The 20,666-nt window shown below is 69.0% G+C and carries 21 protein-coding genes; 6 read left to right on the forward strand and 15 right to left on the reverse strand.

Annotated elements, in window-relative coordinates; all coding sequences use genetic code 11:
• Positions 1-70 precede the first annotated feature (70 nt).
• The 9 genes from pqqE to FV220_RS17545 form a co-directional block, all read right to left on the reverse strand.
• Positions 71-1,228 carry a pyrroloquinoline quinone biosynthesis protein PqqE gene (pqqE, locus tag FV220_RS17505; RefSeq protein WP_147832711.1) on the reverse strand — a complete coding sequence of 386 codons (1,158 nt, stop codon included), beginning with the start codon at positions 1,226-1,228 and terminating at the stop codon, positions 71-73.
• Positions 1,225-2,301: a pyrroloquinoline-quinone synthase PqqC gene (gene pqqC, locus FV220_RS17510; RefSeq protein WP_018043606.1), complete on the reverse strand. Its 1,077-nt coding sequence runs from the start codon at positions 2,299-2,301 to the stop codon at positions 1,225-1,227. The genes pqqE and pqqC overlap by 4 nt, the downstream gene beginning before the upstream one ends.
• 148 nt (positions 2,302-2,449) lie before the next feature.
• Positions 2,450-3,349, reverse strand: coding sequence for a pyrroloquinoline quinone biosynthesis protein PqqB (gene pqqB, locus FV220_RS17515; RefSeq protein ID WP_147832712.1), 900 nt, complete (start codon positions 3,347-3,349; stop codon positions 2,450-2,452).
• A 44-nt stretch (positions 3,350-3,393) separates the two neighbouring features.
• Positions 3,394-3,483, reverse strand: coding sequence for a pyrroloquinoline quinone precursor peptide PqqA (pqqA, locus tag FV220_RS17520; RefSeq protein ID WP_018043604.1), 90 nt, complete (start codon positions 3,481-3,483; stop codon positions 3,394-3,396).
• Positions 3,484-3,664: 181 nt separating this feature from the next.
• On the reverse strand, positions 3,665-4,369 hold the full coding sequence (locus FV220_RS17525; RefSeq protein WP_018043603.1) for a response regulator transcription factor: 705 nt from the start codon (positions 4,367-4,369) through the stop codon (positions 3,665-3,667).
• Positions 4,366-5,979, reverse strand: coding sequence for a HAMP domain-containing sensor histidine kinase (locus FV220_RS17530; RefSeq protein ID WP_147832713.1), 1,614 nt, complete (start codon positions 5,977-5,979; stop codon positions 4,366-4,368). The genes FV220_RS17525 and FV220_RS17530 overlap by 4 nt, the downstream gene beginning before the upstream one ends.
• Positions 5,980-6,157: 178 nt before the next feature.
• A complete protein-coding gene (topA, locus tag FV220_RS17535; RefSeq protein WP_147832714.1) occupies positions 6,158-8,926 on the reverse strand; it encodes a type I DNA topoisomerase in 2,769 nt (922 codons plus the stop codon).
• A gap of 209 nt (positions 8,927-9,135) precedes the next feature.
• Positions 9,136-9,969: a molybdopterin-binding protein gene (locus FV220_RS17540; RefSeq protein ID WP_147832715.1), complete on the reverse strand. Its 834-nt coding sequence runs from the start codon at positions 9,967-9,969 to the stop codon at positions 9,136-9,138.
• Entirely contained in the window at positions 9,966-10,871 is a 906-nt protein-coding gene (locus tag FV220_RS17545; RefSeq protein ID WP_147832716.1) for a cytochrome b/b6 domain-containing protein, read from the reverse strand. Before FV220_RS17545 ends, FV220_RS17540 begins: the two co-directional genes overlap by 4 nt.
• A gap of 190 nt (positions 10,872-11,061) precedes the next feature.
• Between FV220_RS17545 and FV220_RS17550 the strand changes: the two genes are divergently transcribed.
• From FV220_RS17550 to dprA, 6 genes are all read left to right on the forward strand, one after another.
• Positions 11,062-12,006, forward strand: coding sequence for an aspartate carbamoyltransferase catalytic subunit (locus tag FV220_RS17550; protein ID WP_056149536.1), 945 nt, complete (start codon positions 11,062-11,064; stop codon positions 12,004-12,006).
• A gap of 43 nt (positions 12,007-12,049) precedes the next feature.
• Entirely contained in the window at positions 12,050-12,214 is a 165-nt protein-coding gene (locus FV220_RS25570) for a hypothetical protein (protein ID WP_156629686.1), read from the forward strand.
• 55 nt (positions 12,215-12,269) lie between these two features.
• On the forward strand, positions 12,270-12,500 hold the full coding sequence (locus FV220_RS17555; protein WP_147832717.1) for a hypothetical protein: 231 nt from the start codon (positions 12,270-12,272) through the stop codon (positions 12,498-12,500).
• A 64-nt stretch (positions 12,501-12,564) separates the two neighbouring features.
• Positions 12,565-13,878 (forward strand): dihydroorotase, encoded by a 1,314-nt coding sequence (locus tag FV220_RS17560; protein ID WP_147832718.1) that lies wholly within the window; start codon positions 12,565-12,567, stop codon positions 13,876-13,878.
• Entirely contained in the window at positions 13,875-14,483 is a 609-nt protein-coding gene (gene plsY, locus FV220_RS17565) for a glycerol-3-phosphate 1-O-acyltransferase PlsY (RefSeq protein WP_147832719.1), read from the forward strand. Before FV220_RS17560 ends, plsY begins: the two co-directional genes overlap by 4 nt.
• Before the next feature lie 30 nt (positions 14,484-14,513).
• Positions 14,514-15,704, forward strand: a complete 1,191-nt coding sequence (gene dprA / locus FV220_RS17570) for a DNA-processing protein DprA (RefSeq protein ID WP_147832720.1) — start codon at positions 14,514-14,516, stop codon at positions 15,702-15,704.
• Between the two features lie 198 nt (positions 15,705-15,902).
• On the opposite strand, the gene FV220_RS17575 is transcribed toward dprA, so the two are convergent.
• The 6 genes from FV220_RS17575 to FV220_RS17600 all read right to left on the reverse strand — a co-directional run.
• Complete coding sequence (locus FV220_RS17575; RefSeq protein ID WP_147832721.1) at positions 15,903-16,832, reverse strand: beta-propeller fold lactonase family protein; 930 nt, start codon at positions 16,830-16,832, stop codon at positions 15,903-15,905.
• Between the two features lie 176 nt (positions 16,833-17,008).
• Positions 17,009-17,539: an SRPBCC family protein gene (locus tag FV220_RS17580; protein ID WP_056149525.1), complete on the reverse strand. Its 531-nt coding sequence runs from the start codon at positions 17,537-17,539 to the stop codon at positions 17,009-17,011.
• Between the two features lie 28 nt (positions 17,540-17,567).
• The gene (locus tag FV220_RS17585) at positions 17,568-18,164 is read right to left on the reverse strand and encodes a DUF447 domain-containing protein (RefSeq protein WP_147832722.1); all 597 of its coding nucleotides are present in this window, start codon (positions 18,162-18,164) and stop codon (positions 17,568-17,570) included.
• Positions 18,165-18,168: 4 nt separating this feature from the next.
• Entirely contained in the window at positions 18,169-19,725 is a 1,557-nt protein-coding gene (locus tag FV220_RS17590; protein WP_147832723.1) for a DUF6513 domain-containing protein, read from the reverse strand.
• A complete protein-coding gene (locus tag FV220_RS17595; protein WP_147832724.1) occupies positions 19,722-20,300 on the reverse strand; it encodes a uridylate kinase in 579 nt (192 codons plus the stop codon). Before FV220_RS17595 ends, FV220_RS17590 begins: the two co-directional genes overlap by 4 nt.
• A partial coding sequence (locus FV220_RS17600) for a (5-formylfuran-3-yl)methyl phosphate synthase (RefSeq protein WP_281406093.1) occupies positions 20,297-20,666 on the reverse strand: 370 nt, incomplete at its 5' end. The genes FV220_RS17600 and FV220_RS17595, both read right to left, overlap by 4 nt.

Here is a 20,666-nt window from a genome sequence, read left to right on the forward strand (position 1 = left end):
GCCGGGGGCGTGCCCTGCGCCAGGGCGGGCAGACCGGCAAACGACAGGGCGAACGCGACGAGAACGGGCTTCACAGGGGAGCATCCTCTTTCAGGGGCGGCGGCGCAGCGCGGTCCACGTTGCTGCCGATCGTCCGGTAGACATAATCGGGCGGCGTCTCGGCCGCCTCTTCCGTGGCGAGTTCCCGCACCTTCGCATGGAGCGGAGAAAGCGAGCAGGCCGGGTCGGTGGCCGCGGCATCGCCGGCCAGAGCCAGCGCCTGGCAGCGGCAGCCGCCCCAATCCTTCTCGCGCCGATCGCAGGAGCGGCAGGGCTCCTTCATCCAGTCCGTCCCGCGATAGGCGGTGAAAGCCGGGGAGTTCGCCCAGATATCGGCGAGCGAATGGTCGGAGACGTACCAGAATTCGAGATGCTTGATGGTCTCGGCGGCGTGGCAGGGGAGCACCTTACCGGCCGGCGTCACGTTCATCAGCTTGCGGCCCCAGCCGCCGGCGCAGGCCTTGGGGTATTTCGCGTAGTAGTCGGGAACGACGAGATCGATGACGAGCTGGCCCTTCAGCCGCTCGCGCGCCGCCTCGACGATGCGGATCGACTGATCGACCTGGGCCTTGTCCGGCATCAGGGCGGCGCGGTTCACATAGGCCCAGCCGTAATACTGGGTATGGGCGACCTCCAGGCGCTTGGCGCCGAGCTTGACGGCCAAGTCGATGAAGCCTTCGACCTCATGGATATTGCCCCGATGGATCACGGAATTCAGCGTCAGCGGAAGGCCGAGCTGCGTCACGCGTTCGGCAAAGGCGAATTTCTGCGGCTGAGCGTTCTTCAGGCCGCCGATTTTCTCCGCGTTGGCCGCGTCGACGCCTTGCACCGAGAGCTGCACGTGGTCGAGGCCCGCGTCGTAGAGGGCGTCGAGCTTGGCCAGGGCGCCGCCGACGCCCGAGGTGATGAGATTGGAATACAGGCCCAGCTTGGCGCAGGTCTGGGTGATCTCGACGATGTCGCTGCGGGCCGTGGGCTCGCCGCCGGAGAGGTGGACATGCAGCACGCCGAGACCCGCCGCTTCCGTCAGCACCCGCTGCCACGTCGCCGTGTCCAGCTCGCCCGAGCGCCGGTCGAGTTCGAGCGGGTTCGAGCAATAGGGACAGCGCAGGGGACAGCGATGGGTCAGCTCCGCGAGGAGCCCGACCGGAGCCGGCAGGGTAGGGGTATTCGGCGTGATGGCGTTCATCGCTCCAGAACCCGTTTCGTGGCGAGGTCGTTGAGCATGGCCAGGACGTCGGCCTCGATCACGTCCGGGTCGGCGGTGAAGGTCTCGGCGAGCTTCACCGCAATGTCCCGCACGCTGCGCTGGCCATCGACCAGCGACAGGACCGCCACGGCATTGGCGTCGAGGTCGAAGGTGCGCTCGGGCGCCAGCAGCACATGCTGACCGCGGACCTCGTCGTGCCGCAGGCGCACGCCACGGGGCAGGCGTGGCACGTCGCCCGACCGGACCGTGCCGGTGCCGGCCGCCTGCGCCACTTCGGCGACGAGGCCGGTGCCGGGCGTCCAGGCATCCGGCGGGGTCATGCCCGGAGCCACGTAGGAGAAGTAGAGCGCGTCGAGCTGCGTCCAGAGCACGTTACACTTGAAGGTCAGCGCGGCCATGGCCTGACGCTGCAGTTCGGGTGTCGTGGCGTGCTGCTTGACGTAGTCGATGGCGAATTCCGCATCGCGCGGGGCCTGGGTCAGGCGCTTGTCGAAATAGGCCAGCGTGTCCTTGGTGATGAAATCGTAGTTCTTCAGCATTCCGGCCACGCGCTCGGAGATGATCGTCGGTGAGAACATCTCGGTGAGCGAGGAGGCGATGGCCTCCAGCAGCGAGCGCTCCTTCACGAAATGCACGTAGGCATCCACCGAGAAGCGGGTCGCCGACAGGATCCCTTGCGTCGATTCCACGTAGTCGCGACGGAAACCGACGCCCTCGGCGAGTTTCAGCCAACGCTCGATACCGCCGTCTCCGGGCGCGTCGCCATCATGGTCGACGATGCGCTGGCGCCACACGCGTCGCAGGCTCGCATCCTCCATGCGGGCGAGCACGGCGGCGTCCTTCACCGGGATCATCGCCTGGTAATAATAGCGGTTGAGCGCCCAGGCCCGGACCTGATCCTTGTTCAGCTTGCCGTCGTGCAACAGGCGATGGAACGGATGCAGGTTGTGATAGCGCCGTGCGCCGATGTCGCGCAGCGCCGTCTCGAGTTCCTCGGGGCTGAGCAGGCGCTGGGACGCGTCGGTCTTGGGCGTGGGGAAGGGCGCGGTCATGGCGTGGCTCGGCGTTTCGACGAAGGGCGACGGTCGGAACTTTTCTTACAGATGGCGCCGACAGCCGTGAAGACCACGGATAACGAACGCACAATCCCATTGGACACAATATAAGGCGGCGGCATTAAAATGCCAGCCGTGCATTCGGCTAGAGTGACAGGGTCAACCCGTCATGGGCCACTGTCCAGCCCTCGGCTTCCACCGATCTCCGTTCGGCGGAGCCCTCTACCAGCACCGGATTGGTGTTGTTGATATGGACGAAGACCCGGCTGCCGATCTCCACCTCGGCCAGCGCCGCGATCGATCCGCCCTGTCCCGTCATCGGCACGTGGCCCATGCGCCATCCGGTCTTCACGCCGACCCCGGCGCGGATCATGTCGTCGTCGAGGAGCACCGTCCCGTCGAACAGAAGCGCATCGACGCCCGAGATGCGTTGCTTCAGCCCGTCCGTGACGCGCGCGCAGCCGGGAATGTAAGCGAGGCGGCGCCCATTCGCCTCGATCATCGCGCCAACCGTCGTCTCGGTCTCGGCGCCGATCTCCATGGTCTCGTCCTCGAGCCAGAGCGGCACCTTGCCCGGCACCGCGAACAGCGTGACGGTGAGGCCGGGGACCGGTTCGAACGCGTGCTCGAGCGCGATCTTCTCGCGCGTCACCACGTCGGCCGCCATCACGTCGAAGACCCGGTTGGCGTTGACGGAATCGAGGATGCCGGAGGTGGCGTAGAGTGTGTAGGGCTGGCCCTCGCGCAGGGTCAGCAACCCCGCCACGTGGTCGACATCGCCGTTGGTGAGGAGCACGGCATGGATCGGCGAGTGACGCAGGCCCTCCTGCGGATGCATCGCCGGATTGTCGAAGAGTTGCTGCCGGATGTCCGGGGAGGCGTTCACCAGGAGCCACCGCTCGCCATCGGGCGACACGGCGATGCTCGACTGGGTTCGTGGGCGCACCCTGGAGGAATCCTCCCGGGCGAGCGAGCAGATGGGGCAGCGGCAATTCCACTGGGGAAGGCCGCCGCCCGCGGCCGAGCCGAGGATCACGACATGCATGGCTGAACCGGCGCTGCCTCGATCCTCACGCGCGACGCGATATCTCAGTTGAAGGTGTCGATCTCAGCCGACTCGTAGCTGGTGACTTCCATGCCGACACAGATCTCGGAAACGACGGGGGCAGCCCAGGTCATGGTGTTTCTCCTCGGTATGTTTCTTGGACGTCAGCAGCATCCGGATCTCGTATTAAGGAGATCCTAAGACACTGACGGCGCAGTCATTTCTGTCGCGGGAGCTATATCGACAATTCCACCGGACTCTTCAAGCGATAAATTGCCGGATCGTCCCGCGATACGGCGAGAAAACGCATCACGCTCAATGGCGGAAATCTTGGCCCCGCAGGTCGAGCATGAAGCCGCGCCCCCGCACCGTGACGATGACCGGACCGCCGAAGCGGACGAAATCCGAGAGCTTGGTGCGCAGGTAACCCACGTAGACGTCGACGACATTCAGCGACAGGCCGCCCTGGCCGGCCCAGAGCTTGTCGAAGATGTCCCCGCGCGACACCGGCTGGTTGGCCTTGTCCATCAACAGGGCCAACAACTCCGATTCGCGGGGCGTGAGGCGCGCGGTCGCATCCCCGAGGGAGACCTGCCGGATGTTGAGATCGAGGACGAGCTTTCCGGCGGTGACGATGGTGCGCGGCTGGTCCGATTCCTTGCGGCGCAGGAGGTGCGTCTGCAGGCGGGCCAGCAGCTCGTCGAAAACGAAGGGCTTGACGATGTAGTCGTCGGCCCCGAGCGCCAGGCCTTCGGCCCGGTCGCGGACCTCGTCGCGGGCGGAGAGGAACAGGATCGGGCCGGGATAGCCGCCCTCACGCAGGGAGCGGCAGACGTCGTGGCCCGACCCGTCGGGCAGGGTGATGTCGAGGACGACCGCACCGGGTGCCTCGTCACGGGCGGAGGTGAGGGCGTCGTCGACGCAGCCGGCCACCCCCACGGAGAACCCTTCGGCCTCCAGGCCCCGCGCCAGCATGGCCCTGATGTCGCTGTCGTCCTCGACGATGAGCACTCGCGTCATGCGGCGCCGTCCTTCCGCTTCGTTTCTCGTCCGTCCTCGGGATCGAGGTCGAGGACGGGCAGGACGAGCGTCACGCGCGCGCCCGTCCCGTCCTCGCCGGCCCCGAGGTTGATCGCCCCATCATGGCGCTCCGTCACCCAGCGCGCCAGTGCCAAGCCGATGCCGAAACCCGATTCCCCCGAATGGCCTTCCCGCCGGAAGCGTTCGAACAGGTCCGCACCGGCCGCCGGAAAGCCAGCCCCGTCATCCGTCACCGTGATCGTGGCCGAACGCGCCTCGTCGACGGCGAGTGCGACCACCACCCGTGTCAGCCCCGTGGCGTGCCGCAGGGCGTTGTCGATCAGGCTCTCCACCACCTGCCGCAGCCATTCCCGGTCGGCGAGAAGCGTCGCGTCGCGGGGTGCGGGGTCGAGGATGAGGCTCACCCGCCGGCGCGTCGCCTCGGAGGCGGCGCTGTCCACGGCGTCGGTGAGGATGGCGAGGGCGCTTGCGGCGCGCCGGTCGAGCTCGATCTGGCCGGATTCGGAGCGCGCGACCCGCAGCAGATCCTCGACCCGGCGCTGCAGGCGCAGCGCCCGCTTGCGGATGGTGGCGAAGACCGGGGCGTAATCGACCCCCGCCCGGCCTGCCGAGCGGGCGGCGATGTCGCATTCGCCGAGGATCACGGTGAGCGGCGTGCGCAGCTCGTGGCTGACATCGGCGAAGAAGCGCCGACGCGAGCGGTCCACCGCCTCCAGGCGCTCGTTGGCGGCGCGCAGGTCGGTGGTCCTCGCCTCCACCGTGTCCTCGAGGGCGGCGCGGTCGGCGGCGAGCCGCCCTTCGCGCCGGGCGAGGCGTGCGGCCATGCGGTTGAAATTCGCCACCAGCAGGCCGAGCTCGTCCCGCGTCGCCACCGAGAGGCGCGTGTCGAGCTCACCGCGCCCGACGGCACCTGCCGCCTGGCGCACCGCCTCGATCCGCGCCAAGGTTGGTCGGGTCACCGCCCGGTACAGGACGAAGACCAGGGCCAGTGCCAGGATGACGGCGGCGAGCGACGCGATCCGCAGGGTCGCTGAGAGCTGGCGCGCCTCGTCCGAACCCGCGATCATCGAGCGGCGCTCCACCTCGATGAGGAAGGAGAGCGGCTGGCCGGTCATGGCGCCGAACCCGTTCAGGGCGCCGCGGATGGAATTGCGCCGCTGATCCTCCTCGGATTGGCGCAGGACCTGGGAGACCTGCCGGTCGAGGATGGCGCGGGCCGAGCGGAGCTGGGCCAGCGGCCGCGTGCGCGCGGCGTACTGCATCCGGTCGAGGGGATCGTCGCTGACGGCGATGCTCTTGCCCAGCGCCTCGTCGACGGCGACAAGCGCCCGGTCGACATTGGTGCGGGCGATGGCGAGCCCTTCAGGTTGGGCGTCCGGGTTGCTCACCGTCTCCAGCGCGGCGAGGCCGTACTGGGTCATGCGGCCGGACAGTTCCACCAGGAGTTCGAGCCGCGCCTGCGCCGCGAGCGTCCGGTCGATGGTGCGCTCGGCCGCGCCGATGGAGCCCAGCACCCCGAGCGCCGCCAGGATCACCAGCAACGCGGCGCCGCCGAGCAGCAGCGCGAACCGGACCTTCAGAGAGCGCATCGCGTAGGGCCGCCCGTGTCTCGCCGTTTCCTCGGGCGCGAGCGATAGCGCAATCCGCCCCGGCGTCCAGGGCCATAACGCTCAACGGTCCTTGTCCCGGTCGCTCGTAAAAGCGCATCCTCTCTCCCCGCATGCGGGGAGAGAGCCGCGACGACCCGATCCTCGACGAGTCGACGGATCAGGCCTTCTTGCGTGCGGCCGTCTTTGCCGCCGGCTTCTTTGCCGTGGTGGTCTTGGGAGTGGTGGTCTTGGGAGTGCTCGTCTTGGCAGCGGTCGCCGTGCTCTTCGCCGCCGTCCCGGCTGCCGCCTTGGTCCCCGCCGCCTTCTTTGCGGGAGCCTTCGCCGTTCCCGCCTTGGCGGCGGTCTTGGTCGCCGTCTTGCGGGCCGGGGCCTTCTTCTTGCCGCCGCCCGCCGCCTCGCGGGCGGCGATCAGCTCCAGCGCCTGGGGCAGGGCGATGTCGTCGGCGGCGAGCGTTTTGGGCAGCGTCGCGTTGGTGGTGCCGTCGGTGACGTAGGGGCCGTACTTGCCCGACTTCACCACGATGGCCTTGCCGGTCTCGGGATGGTTGCCGAGCGCCCGGCCGGGATCGGAGGCCGGGCCACGGCGTCCGCCGCCCTGCTCCTTGGCGACGATGAGGTCGATGGCGCGGTTGGCGCCGATCTCCAGCACGTCGTCGTCGCGGCCGAGATTGGCGTACATCTTCCCATGCTGCACGTAAGGACCGAACCGGCCGAGATTGGCCAGGATCGGCTCGCCGCTCTCAGGGTGCCTCGCCACTTCGCGGGGGAGGGCGAGGAGACGCAGCGCCTTTTCCAGATCGACGTCGGAGGGGCTCAATCCCTTCGGCAGGGACGAACGCTTGGGCTTGGGCGCTTCCTTGTCGGTGGAGGCTTCGCCGAGCTGGACGAAGGGACCGAAGCGCCCATCGCGCAAAGTGACGGACATGCCGGTGACCGGATCGTCGCCGAGCACCCGCGTGCCGGGCTGACCGCCGCCGGAGGTGCCGTCGCCCTCGCCCTCAACGGCGTTGGCCGCGAGCTGGCGGGTATACTTGCACTCGGGATAGTTCGAGCAACCGACGAAGGCACCGAACTTGCCGAGCTTCAGCGAGAGCTGACCGCTGCCGCAGGTCGGGCAGGTGCGCGGGTTCGAGCCGTCCGCCTTCTCGGGGAAGATATGCGCCCCGAGGAGGTCGTTCAGGGCATCGAGTACCTCGGTGACGCGGAGCTCCTTGGTGCCGGAGATCGCGGCCGAGAAGTCCTTCCAGAAATCGCGCAACACCTCGCGCCAGTCGATCTCGGCGTTGGAGACCCGGTCGAGCTGGGTCTCGAGATCGGCGGTGAAGTCGTACTCGACGTAGCGCTTGAAGAAGCTTTCCAGGAAGCCGGTGACGAGGCGCCCCTTGTCCTCGGCCACCAGGCGCTTCTTCTCGATCCGAACGTATTCGCGGTCGCGCAGGGTCTGCAGCACGGCGGCATAGGTCGAGGGCCGGCCGATGCCGAGTTCCTCCATCCGCTTCACGAGGCTGGCCTCGGAGAAGCGCGGCGGCGGCTCGGTGAAATGCTGGGTCGAGACGATACGCTCGCGCTTGAGCGCGTCGCCCGCCTTCATTGGCGGCAGGCGCTTGCCGTCCTCGTCCTCCTCGTCGTCCTTGCCCTCCTGGTAGAGGGTGAGGAAGCCGTCGAACTTCACCACCTGACCGGTGGCACGCAGCTCGATCCTACGAGGGCCGACGGAGGCGACGATGTCGACGGTGGTGCGCTCCAGCTCGGCCGATTCCATCTGGCTCGCCACCGTGCGGGTCCAGATCAGGTCGTAGAGCTTGGCCTGCTCCGCATCCACATAGCGGGCTACGGATTTGGGTAGCCGGCTCATGTCCGTGGGGCGCACGGCCTCGTGGGCCTCCTGCGCGTTCTTGGCCTTGGCGCTGTAGCGGCGCGGGACGTCGGGGAGGTAGCGCTCGCCGTATTCCTTGCCGATGACGCGGCGTGCGTCGGCGATGGCCTCGGGGGCCATGTCGACGCCGTCGGTCCGCATGTAGGTGATCAGACCCACGGTCTCACCGCCGATCTCGACACCCTCGTAGAGCTTCTGCGCCGCCCGCATGGTCTGGGCCGGCGCCATCCCGAGCTTGCGCGAGGCCTCCTGCTGGAGTGTGGAGGTGGTGAAGGGCGGGGCCGGATGACGCTTGGCGGGCTTGGCCTCGACGCTGCCGACCTGGAACGTGGCGAGTTCGAGGTCGCGCTTGAACGCGGCGGCGTCCTCGCCGTTGCCGACATCGAGACGCTGGATGCGCTTGCCGTCGGCACCCACGAGACGCGCCTCGAACACCGCGCCGTCCTGGGTCACCAGGGTCGCCACCAGCGACCAGTACTCGCGGGGCTTGAACGTCTCGATCTCGCCCTCGCGCTCGCAGACGAGGCGCAGCGCCACGGACTGGACGCGGCCGGCCGAACGGGCTCCGGGCAGCTTGCGCCAGAGTACCGGCGAGAGGTTGAAGCCGACGAGATAATCCAGGGCGCGACGCGCCAGATAGGCGTCCACCAGGGCCTGGTCGATCTGGCGCGGATTGCGCATGGCGGTGTCCACCGCCGCCTTGGTGATGGCGTTGAAGGTCACGCGCTCGATCGGCATGCCCTTGATCGCCTTGCGGGCGTTGAGGGCCTCGACCACGTGCCAGGAGATGGCCTCGCCCTCGCGATCCGGATCGGTGGCGAGGATCAGGCCATCGGCGCCCTTGAGTGCCCTGACAATCTCCGAAACGCGCTTCGAGCCGCGGTCGTCGAGCTCCCAGAGCATGCGGAAATCCGCCTCCGGGTCGACGGAACCGTCCTTGGCGGGAAGGTCGCGGATATGGCCGAACGAGGCGAGCACCTCGTAGTCGCGGCCGAGATACTTGTTGATCGTCTTGGCCTTGGCCGGCGACTCGACGACGACGACTTTCATGTGCGGATCAGCCTCTCGTCAGCGCCCGAGCTGCCGCCGGGACTCGCAGCCGGCGGGGTTTCTCCCACCGGGACTCACAGATTGTGTGCAAGACTTCGAACGTGGCCTGGCACCATGGTCGGCCCGGCGCTTTGCGGGGGACAAGTGGGTCAAGGGCGCGGGGTTGTCAAATCGGGAGGAGGCGGTGCCGTTGCAAGATGCGGTACCCGTCAGATCCCCGCATACCATTCGTAGCCGCGATCCTCCCAGTAGCCGCCCTGGCCGTCGCCGATCCCGGACAGGCGCTCCACCACCTCGATCCGCATGACGTATTTGGCGTGTTTGTAGCCGAGCTGGCGCTCGACCCGCAGGCGCAAGGGGGCGCCGTTCGAGACGGGCAGGGCCTTGCCGTTCATGTCGTAGGCCAGGATCGTCTGCGGGTGGAAGGCGTCGGTGAGGTCGATGCTCTCGTAGTACCGGATCGGACGGCCGTTCGGACCGCCATCGCCGGCCTCTATCTCCGCCACGTCCCCGCCCTCGAGACCGCCACCGGCCATCTCCATCGTGTCGGCGCAATGGAACACGACGTAGCGTGCGTTCGGCTTCAGCCTCGCCCGGGTCAGGACTTCGCCGAGCGGGACGCCCGTCCATTTGCCGATGGCGCTCCACCCCTCGACGCAATCGTGCCGGGTGATCTGGGTCCGCGAGGGCAGGGCACGCAGGTCCGCGAGGGACAGGTCCTGCGGCTGTTCGACGAGGCCGTCGACTCTCAGTCTGAAGGTCGCGAATCCGGCCTGCACCAGGGCCTTGTAGCCGTCGTCCGGAGGGTCGATCGTCCCGTTCGGCTTGAACCGGGGCGAGATGTCGCCCTCGTCGAACTCGTGGGCGAGGGAGGTCGGCGTCAGCAGGAGGCGCTGCACGAACAGGTTGGCATCCTCCCCGAGCTTCAGCGTGCGCCGGCCCCAATCGCTGCCGGCGATGCGATCGCAGCCGCCGAGGACGGCGGAACCCAGCAGGCCGGCCACGCCGGTGAGGATGCCGCGACGGTTGGGAGCGCGCGTCATCGGCCCTTCCCCGGATAGGAGGTCTTGCCCGGATAGGAGGTCTTGCCCGGATCGGAGGTCTTGGTGGTCTCGATGACGAACCAGCCGGTGACCATGCCGCGCAGGTTGTTCCAGGCCCCCGAGACCAGCACGAGCGCCACGTGGACGAGGGTGAACAGCACGAGCAGGTTCGTGACGATGAAGTGGACGGTCCGGGCCGATTGCCGGCCGCCGAACAGGGCGGGCAGGGGCAGCACGGCGTTGAAACCCGGCGACATGGCGAGGCCCGTGAGCAGCATCATCGGCAGGAGGAGGACGATGACGACGAAGTAGCTCAGTTTCTGCAGCGTGTTGTAGCGCCGGGCCTCCTCGCCCTTCGGGAAGGTCAGGGTGAGGTGCTCGCGGATCGAGCCGCCGAGATGCCGGATCTGGTCTCTCTGGGGCACGATCCGGCGGCGCAGCTGGCCGCTCTCGATGCCGTAGATGAGATAGATCAGCCCATTGATGAAGAAGGCCCAGGCGAACAGGAAGTGCCAGCGGCGCCCGGTGGCGAGGTCCTGGTGTGCCGGCAGGGTGATCCAGGCGGGGAAGGCCCGGCCCGTGGCCTGTCCCTGCGCGGTGGAGAGGCCGAGCCAGCCGGTCGTGTCGACCGTGTGATCGCCGATCCTGACGATTCCTCGCGCCGCGCCCTCCGCCGTCTCGTCGTTCGTGACGGCGAGGAGCGGCGCGTCGAAGGTCGAGGCCGAGCCCCAGTACAGGGCCGGATGGGCGTTGAATATCTGCAGCCCGCTCATCAGCAGCACGGCGAGGCAGACGAGGTTGATCCAGTGGGCGGCCCGAATCACCGCGGGGTGGCGGAAGATCCAGCGGCGGCGGATCGTCTCGATCCGTTCGTCGGGCCGTCTCGTCGTGCTGGCTGCCAAGGGGCGGACTCCGGCCTCGATCACGAATCGCGCCCATCTGAGTCAGCCGGAGGGCGCATTCTAAAGGAGACTACGAGCCACGGGGCGGAAAGGTTACACGCCCCCGTCACGCCGCGGCAGCAAGCGACCGGTCCCCGGCCCATCGCTCCTTGCCGCTCCCCGTCCGCCTCCCTATAGCCATGGTCTCAGAATGACCGTCGCACCCGCCTCCTTCCCCCATCGGCACCTTCTCGGCATCGAGGGGCTGTCGCGCCCCGATATCGAGGCCCTCCTCGACCGGGCGGAGGATGCCGTGTCCCTCTCCCGCCAGGTGGAGAAGAAGCGCACCACCCTGCGCGGCCGCACGCAGATCAACCTGTTCTTCGAGCCTTCGACGCGCACCCAGAGTTCGTTCGAACTCGCGGGCAAGCGTCTCGGCGCCGACGTCATGAACATGTCGGTGGCCTCGTCCTCGGTGAAGAAGGGCGAGACCCTCATCGACACGGCCGCCACCCTCAACGCCATGCGGCCCGACATCATCGTCGTGCGCCACCACTCCGCCGGCGCCGTGCATCTCCTGGCCCGTAAGGTCGATTGTTCGGTGGTCAATGCCGGCGACGGCGCCCACGAGCACCCGACCCAGGCCCTCCTCGACGCGCTCACCATCCGCCGCAACAAGGGGAGGATCGAGGGCTTGAGGGTCGCGATCTGCGGCGACGTCCTGCACAGCCGCGTCGCCCGCTCCAACATCATCCTGCTCCAGGCCATGGGCGCCCGCGTGCGGGTCATCGGCCCCTCGACGCTGCTCCCCACCGGGATCGAGCGCTTCGGCGTCGAGGTCTTCACCGACATGCGCAAGGGGCTCGAGGGCTGCGACATCGTGATGATGCTGCGGCTCCAGCGCGAGCGCATGAACGGATCCTTCGTCCCCTCGGTGAAGGAGTATTTCCGCTATTTCGGCCTCGATGCCGAGAAGCTGGCGCTGGCCGCGCCCGACGCCCTGGTGATGCATCCGGGACCCATGAACCGCGGCGTCGAGATCTCGTCAGAGATCGCCGACGGGGCGCAATCCCTGATCCGCGAGCAGGTGGAGATGGGGGTCGCCGTCCGCATGGCGGTCCTCGAAGCCCTCGCGACGCATCTGCCGAACGCGTGAGCGTGACGGCACATGCGCTTCACCCCATCCCCAGGAGGCTGCCATGCACCACAAAAGGAAACGCCCCAAGAGCGCCCGTGCCGGCTGCCTGCTCTGCAAGCCGCACAAGGCGAATGGCTGCTGCGCCGACCACAAGAACATGCGCGCCGGTGACCTGCGGCGCTACCAGGCGGGCACCGCGCAGCTTCGGTGCGAGGCCGCCGATTGAGGCGAGATTCGCATACGCCGCGTTCCCATGGAGAGGGTTGCGAAACCCCGACGACATGCTGAGTGTCTGGTTTTGGCTGGAGCGGTGGTTCACCGATACGCCCAACTTGGCAACCATCTTGTTCCGCGGGATGGCCACCGGTTTTATCGGCGCCCTTGCATTGATAGCGCTTGGGATCGCTTTCGATCTGTCAGGCGACATAGTCGCCCCGATGCTATTAGCTTTGCAGTTCGGGCTCATTTGCTGGATGGGTTGGGCCATCAACAGACGTCGAGCGGCACGATGAATCGCGACCGGCCAGTGGAAAGCTCCATGGTGCAAGACTGCCCAACACACGATAACGCTGCACCATGATCTCTCGACCTCTCCTCTTGATGAACGCCAGCCTCCTCGATCCGGCCACGAGCCGTGAGGGGCCGGGGCATGTCCTCGTCCGCGACGGCCGCATCGCCGACATCGCCTGGGGCGCGTCACCCGCTGCCCCCGAGGGCGCAGAGATCGTCGATTGCGGCGGGCATGTCCTGAGCCCCGGCCTCATGGATCTCCGCGCCTTCGTCGGCGAGCCGGGCGCCGAGCACCGCGAGACTTTGGCCAGCGCCAGCGCGGCGGCGGCGGCGGGCGGGGTCACCACCCTGGTCTGCATGCCGGACACCAACCCGGTCATCGACGGGCCGGCCATCGTCGATTTCGTCCTGCGCCGCGCCCGCGACACGGCCTGCGTCACCGTCCTGCCCGCCGCCGCCATCACCAAGGGGCTGGCCGGCCAGGAGATGACCGAGTTCGGCCTGCTGCAGGAGGCGGGAGCCGTCGCCTTCACCGATGGCCTCAAGGCCGTTCGCAACGCCCAGGTGATGCGCCGCGCCCTCACCTATGCCCGCGATTTCGACGCCCTGCTGATGCAGCACGTGGAGGAGCCCGACCTCGTCGGCGAGGGCGTGATGAACGAGGGCGAGATGGCCTCGCGGCTGGGCCTCGTCGGCATCCCGCGGGAGGCCGAGACGGTGATGCTGGAGCGCGACATCCGCCTCGTGCGCCTCACCGGCGGCCGCTACCACGCCGCCATGATCTCCTGTGCCGATTCGGTGGAGATCGTGCGGCGGGCCAAGCACGACGGCCTGCCCGTGACCTGCGGCGCCTCGGTGAACAACCTCGTCCTCAACGAGGGCGATATCGGCCATTATCGCACCTTCTGCCGGCTCTCGCCGCCGTTGCGGCACGAGACCGACCGCCTCGCCTTGGTGGAAGCCCTGAACGAGGGGGTGATCGACGTCATCGTCTCCGATCACAATCCTCAGGATGTCGAGACCAAGCGCCTGCCCTTCGCCGAGGCCGCCGATGGGGCGCTCGGCATCGAGACCCTGCTCGGCGCGGCGCTGCGCCTCGTCCATACCGGCGACGTGGCGCTGCCTCGCCTGCTGGAGGCCCTCACCGTCACCCCGGCGGCGATCCTGCGGCGCGAGGCCGGGCGCCTCGCCGTCGGCGCGCCGGCCGATCTGGTGCTGATCGACCCCGACCTGCCCTACGTGCTCGACAAGCGGCGCCTCAAGTCGCGCTCCAAGAACTCGCCCTTCGACGAGGCGCGGCTACAGGGGGCGGCGATCCTGACCATGGTCGGCGGGCGCATCGTCTTCCGGGCGGTGCAGGGTACGGAGGCGGCGGCGTGACCCTTCTGCTCGATGCCGGCTGGCCGCTCCTGCTCGCGAGTCTGGCCGGCGGCTATCTCGCCGGCTCGGTCCCGTTCGGGCTGATCGTCACGCGGTTCGCCGGCCTCGGCGACGTCCGCGCCATCGGCTCGGGGAATATCGGCGCCACCAACGTGCTGCGCACCGGCCGCAAGGGGCTCGCCGCCGCGACCCTGCTCGGCGATGCGCTGAAGGGCACCCTCGCCGTGCTGGTGGCCGCCCGCTTCGGCGAGGGTGCCGCTCTGGCGGCGGGGCTCGGCGCCTTCCTCGGCCACCTCTTCTCGGTCTGGCTCGGGTTCAAGGGGGGCAAAGGAGTCGCCACTTTCCTCGGCGTGCTCCTCGCCTTCAGCCCCATCGGCCTCGCCGCCTTCGCGGCGATCTGGCTCGGCCTCGCCTTCACGTTGAAATACTCGTCGCTCGCCGCGCTCGCCGCCTCGGCCGCGACACCCATCGTCCTGTGGGCGGCGGGACAGCCTGCGGTTGCGCTGCTCTTCCTCGTGCTCGCGATCCTGCTATGGTGGAAGCACGCTCCCAACATCCGCCGACTGCTCGACGGCTCCGAGGGGCGGATCGGGCAGAAGGGCTGACCCGATAGTCCGTCGAAGGAGGTCCGGGGCATGCAACTCAACCCCGCCCAGCGCCTCGACTGGCTCCGGTTGATCCGCACCGAGGGTGTCGGCCCGCGCACCTTCCGGACCCTGATCAACCGCTTCGGCGGAGCCGGCGCGGCGCTGGAAGCCCTGCCGGACCTCGCGAAGCGCGGGGCCAAGCGCGTCGTGCCGGTGACGCGGGCGCAGGCGGAAGCCGAATTGGAGGCCGCGGCCAGGATCGGGGCCCGCCTCGTGGCCATGGGCGAGGACGATTACCCCAAGCTGCTCCAGGCCGCCGATTCGGCGCCGCCCCTGATCGCGATCCGGGGTCAGGCGGCGATCCTTTCCCGGCCCGCCATCGCCATCGTCGGCTCCCGCAACGCCTCGGCCGCCGGCCTCGGCTTCACCGAGCGTCTGGCGCGGGGCCTCGGCGAGGCCGGCCTCGTCGTGGTCTCAGGGCTGGCGCGCGGCATCGATGCCCGCGCGCACAAGGCCTCCCTGGGCTCGGGGACGGTGGCGGTGCTCGCCGGCGGCCAGGACCGGATCTATCCGGCCAACCACGAGGCCCTGGTGGAGGGCATTCTCGATGCCGGCGGCGCGGTGCTGGCCGAGATGCCCATGGGCTGGGAGCCCCGCGGCCGGGACTTTCCCCGGCGCAACCGCATCATCTCCGGCCTCGCCTACGGCACCGTGGTGGTGGAGGCCGCGCGCCGCTCGGGCTCGCTCATCACCGCGCGCTTTGCCCTGGAACAGGGCAGGGAGGTCTTCGCCGTGCCGGGCTCGCCCCTCGACCCGCGCGCCGAGGGCACCAACGACCTCATCCGCCAGGGCGCGACCCTGGTCTCGGAGGTGGAGCACGTCACCTCCGCCATCGCGCCGCTGATCGGGCGCGGGGATTTCGAACAGGGGACCGGCCAGCTCGCCCTCGACCGGCCCGACCTCGCCGACGCGCCGATCTTCTGGGACGAGCTCGACGGGATCGGCGGCCCGGCCCCCGAGGCGGAGGAGGAGATCGAGGGTCTGGAGCCCGAGGAGGCGGAACCCGCCGACGACCGCGCCCGCCTCATCGCCTATCTCAGCCCGACCCCCATCGGCACCGACGACCTCGCCCGCGCGGCGGGACTCAGTGTGCGCATCGTCCAGACGACGCTGCTGGAACTCGAACTCGACGGCCGGATCGAGCGGCATGGCAGCGGAGCGGTGTCGCTGGTGTCGTAGGGAGGACGGGTGTCCGTCCCTCTTGCGTCCCTCTCCCCCTTGTGGGGAGAGGTCAGGAGTGGGGGTGGCTCCGCCAGCCTCCGTAAGCCGAGGGTCGCCCGACCACCCCCACCTCCAACTCCTCCCCACAAGGGGGAGGAGGGTAGGGCGGCGCATCCCGCGACATGTGTGAATGCGCCGCCGGCGGGGATGCGCCCCCTACCGCAAAAAGTCCCCGAACGAGCGTGGGCCGTCCGGCACCGGGATGTCCTTGATCACCTTGAGCGTCGTCGCGTCGATGACGCCCAGGGTGTTCGAGCCCCAGTTGGTCACGTAGAGAAGGCTGCCGTCGCGGGAGGCGGCGATGCCTTCCGGATGGTCGCCCACCTCGATGGCCGCCACGTTGGTGAGGGTCTTCAGGTTGAACACCGTCACGGTGTTCGAATACTGGTCGGTGACGAAGCCCCGCGTGGCGGTCAGCGCCACCACATAGGGCCGCTCGCCGGTGGTGACCCGGCCGAATTCCCGCCGTCCGGCCACATCGATGACGGAGACGTCGTTCGACATGACGTTGGCGGTGTAGGCGCGGGTGCCGGTCTCATCGAGGGTGATGCCGAACGGGTGCTCGCCCACCGGGATCTTCACCGTCTCGGTGGCGGTGGCCGCATCGACCAGGGAGACGGAATTGCCCTCGCGGTTGGCCACCAGGATCGTGGCGCCGTCCGGCGTCACCGCGATGCCCGAGGGCGAGGCGCCCACCTGGATCTCGGTCTCGATCCTGGAACCGTCGGCCGAGACCACGAAGATCCGGCTGCCGTACCAGTCGGCCACGTAGACCGCCCCGGATTTCGGATTGACGGCGACGCCGAGCGGGCCGCCGGGCAGGGCGAGCGTGCCCGTCACCGCGCGGGCGTCGAGATCGACGATGGCGAGGCCGTGGCCCTCGGGGCGGGTGACGTAGGCGGTCTTGCGATCGGGCGACAGGGCGATGCCGGCCGGCGCCCCGTCCACCGGGATCTGGGCGGTGACGACCTGCGTGTCGAGATCGACCACGGCGAGAATGTTGGCCCCCTGCGCCGTGACCAGGGCCTCGTCGGCGAGGGCGGGGGCGGTGAACAGCGTAAGGAGCAGGCCGACGACCTGCGCCACTCTCCTCCCCCTTGTGGGGAGGAGTTGGAGGTGGGGGTGGTCGGGCGACCCTCCTGCTGCCGAGGCCGGCAGAGCCACCCCCACCCTCGGTCCCTCCCCACAAGGGGGAGGGAGGAGCGCGTCGCCACTCGGTCCGGTGCGAGCCACCGGATCCGAGGCCCTAGGGCAAAACAGGCTCAAGAGCCCTTCTCGGCCTTGGCCTTCACGTTATCCAGGCCGGCCTTGTAGAGGCCGAGGACGGCCGCCTTGGAGGCGTCGTCGTTCAGGTCCGGCGGCGGATCGTTGTTCATGTAGCCGCGGTAGAACGCGCCGCGCCAGGTGACCTTGGTCTTGGCGCCGTCGCCCTCGACCTCGATGGTCGAGGAATAGTCGTTCACCGGCAGCGTCTTCACGTCCACCTTGGTGATCCGGTACATGTAGGTCTTCTTCTCGGCGTCGTACTTGGCGAGCTCTTCCTCGACCGTGGCGCCGCCCTTGAGGGTCAGGACGCGAGTGGCCTTGACCTCGTTGCCGCCCTTGCCCTCGGTCTTCTCGACGACCGGAATCCAGCTGGCATCCTGGAAATTTCCGAGCACGGCCCAGACCTTGTCGGCCGGGGCGTTGATCTCGATGGTCTGGGAGACCTTCTGGCGGGTCGGGCCATGGGCCTGCGCCGCAAAGGATACCGTGGCGAGCGCCGCCACGGCGGCCAGCGTCTTGAATCTCATCAACCCTGTCTCCTCGGGAACGCACCGTCTAGGGTGCTTGGGGGGCTCGTGCGAGAACCGGCTCGCCGCGCCCGAGGGCGGCGGCGACCTTGTCCTCGATCCAGTCCCAGGCCTCGCGCTCGGCGGGCCCGGCTGTCTTGGATATCGCGATGGCGTGGTAGCGCATCTCCGTGAGGATCTTGTCCGGCTCCAGCATGTGCAGGCGCGTCGACAGGATCGCCGCCTCCAGCACCGCAGCTTGAGCGCGGTTGTAGCCGAAGAACGGCATGTGGCTGGCGCTGTGTACCATGCGGGCACGGTAGAGCGGGCGCGTCGCATCGTCCTCCACAGCGATCACCTCGAACTCGGCATGGCCGAAGCTCTCGGCGAGGCGCCGGCCCGGGATGCGATCGCAGGGCAGGGTCGCCCAGTCGCGCCGCCCGGTGACCGCGCCGGCGATCACCCGCACGTCGCTCGGGCTCGACGCGGCGAAGACCGGGTTGGCGTCGAGGTTGAGGATGGTGGGCGAGGGCCGGAATGGGGCGAGCACCCACTCCTCGCCCTCGCGGATGAGGCCGAAGGGCACGAGATGCAGGTCGCCCGCGGGCGAGGTGGTGGTGACGATGGTCTCGAGGATCAGCGGCATCGGATCAGGACTCGCCGGCGGGAACGAGCTTGCCGCAGACGATGCGCGCGCCCCTGTCGCCCGTGGCCTCGGTGTCTGAGGACTTGGCCTCGCCGGATTCCACCAATTCGGGCTTGCCGGCATCGGCCTCCACGGGCGTCGCATCGCGGGTGGTGCGCTCCGCGCCGCCGGGGCCGGAATGCTTGGTATGCCCGGCCTTCTTGAAGGCGGTGGTGTCCTCGACCTCCTCGTCCGCGGCGACGCCCCAGCGCAGGGGCTCGTCCTGGACGTAGCGCTTGCCGAGGCGCCAGGCCGTCTCGGCCTTGGTCAGCTCGCCACCGAGATAGAAGGCGTGGGCCCCGTCGGCGGCGACGTCGAGATCGGGAAAGAACGCCATGGCATCGGTGCCGATCGTGTGGACGTCGCGGTTGAAGGCGTGGATGCCGTCCTCGGCCACCGCGATGCGGTAGTTCGGGTCGCGCACCTCCGCCGCCTGGGCCGCGATCTCCTCCGGGGTCTGCACGAAGGGGCGCTTGTCGTGCAAGGCCAGCAATTGGCGTCCGTAGCCCTTGGGCAGGGCGGTATCGGCCTTTGCGGCGAACATCACCCGGCGGGCGGCGTCGTGCTCCTCCACCGTGCGCCGCGTGTGGTTGGAGACCTGCACGATTAGGACGTTGCGGATCGACAGTTCCGAGCACATGCCGACCAGGAGGGCGGTGACACCGAGGCTGTCGGCCTCGGTGAGTTCGGTGAGGTTGCCGGTGCCCATCATCATGTCGATGCCGGGCCAGCGCTTGCGCGTCTCGTGATAGCGCGTGATCGACTCGACGAAGCCGAAATGGATCGGCTCCAGGATCGGGTCGGCCATGTAGGGCCGGCCGGCCTTCTCCATGCGCTCGATGGCGCGGTCGAGGGAGGGCAGGTCGTCGGGCCGCATCGGCACCAGGACCGGCACCGCATCGGTCTCGAAGGCGAGGTCCAGGGTCTCCTCGTTGAGGCTGAGGAGAAAGTCGGCCCCGGCCTTCGCCCCGCGGGTCAACTCGTCGAGGGAGAAGGAATCGACGCTGACCTTCAGCCCCGCCCCTTTCAGCAGGCGCACGCACTCTTCGAGATGCGGGAACTCGGTGTCGGGCAGGCCGCCGAGATCGATCACGTCCGCGCCGCGTCGCGCCAGGTCGAGGCCCTTGGCCAGGATCTGCTCAGGCGTCATCTTCGAGGCATCGACGATCTCGGAGAAGATGCGCAGATCGTGGCGTGAGAGATCGACGTTGCGTCCCGCGAGGCCGAGATAGGCCGGAAGGTCCACCACCTCGTCCGGCCCGCGCTCCACCGGCAGGCCGAAATGGGCGGACAACGCCTCCGGATTGGCGCGGCAGCGGCCCGGCAGGACGATGCGCGTGGCGCCCTCTGGGATCGTCACGCGACGGCGGATGATCTCCTCGGTCATCAGGGCCGCCACTTTCACGCCCGCATCGGCGATGCTCCAGGCGAAGCGCTCGGCCGGCAGGGTCGCGGCGACCTTCTCCAGGCGCGACTTCGCCATCCGGCCGGTGATGAAGACGAGATGTTCGGGCGTGCTCACGCGGCGGCCCTTACGATGTCCGCGCCCGGACCCCGGATCACGATCTCGCCAGCGTAGGACGCGGCGAAGGCGGGAAAGGCCGCGTCGACCACGCCCATCCGGACGAGGTCGGACAGGCTCGCACCCGCCGGGCGATCGATGGATTTCACCAGGATGCAGCGGGGTGCCCCGAGTTCGGTGGCGAGCCAGAGGGCGAGGCTGTCCGACGTGACGTCCCAGGTCTCGGGGATGGAAGCGTGCCCGTCTTTCAGCGCGACAGGGTCCCAGATGACGGACGCCTCGGCCGAGCGGGCCTCCCTCACGCTGCGCACGATGGCGAGGCGCGGCTCGCCCTCCGAAAGCACCTCCGCCATCCGGCCCATGGCGTCGAGGGCGAGGCGGTGGGCGAGGGCGTCCGAGAAGCCCAGTCGCCCCTGGGCCTGACGCACCGCATCGGCGAACGGGCCGCCGCCCGGCACGACGACGCAGCGGCCCTCGCCGCCATCCGCCAGTGCGCCGAGAAGGCGTCCGAGCCGCGCCGCGTCTGAGACGAGGCTGCCGCCGAGCTTCACGATGGTGGGAGGCGCGCCCGTCACGCCGCGTTCCGCCGGTCGAGCCCGCGAAGAGTCTGCGCAGCCAGGGCCACGCGCTCCGCGTCGAGGCCGCGCGTCCGGTCGCTGCCGAAGCAGAGGCCGCCACGAAAGCCGAGATAGTCCGGCCGGTGCGCGGCGAGGACGGCGATGTCGGCGATCGTCAGCGATCCCGCGAGGCCGGAGAGCAGGCCGTGGAGGCGGGCGTCGGCGGTGAAGGCCGAGAGGCGAGGGGCGGGCAGGAGGTCGCCGAGGCGCCGGCCGTCCTTGGTGGCGGTGTCGATCATCACCCCGGCAAAGCCCGCCCCGGCGAGGCGGCCGACGAGGTCGTCCGGCATCGGTGCTCCGGCTAAGAGGACCGCGATCAGGCGG

It is taken from the genome of Methylobacterium sp. WL19, from assembly GCF_008040005.1.
GTDB classification, from domain to species: domain Bacteria; phylum Pseudomonadota; class Alphaproteobacteria; order Rhizobiales; family Beijerinckiaceae; genus Methylobacterium; species Methylobacterium bullatum.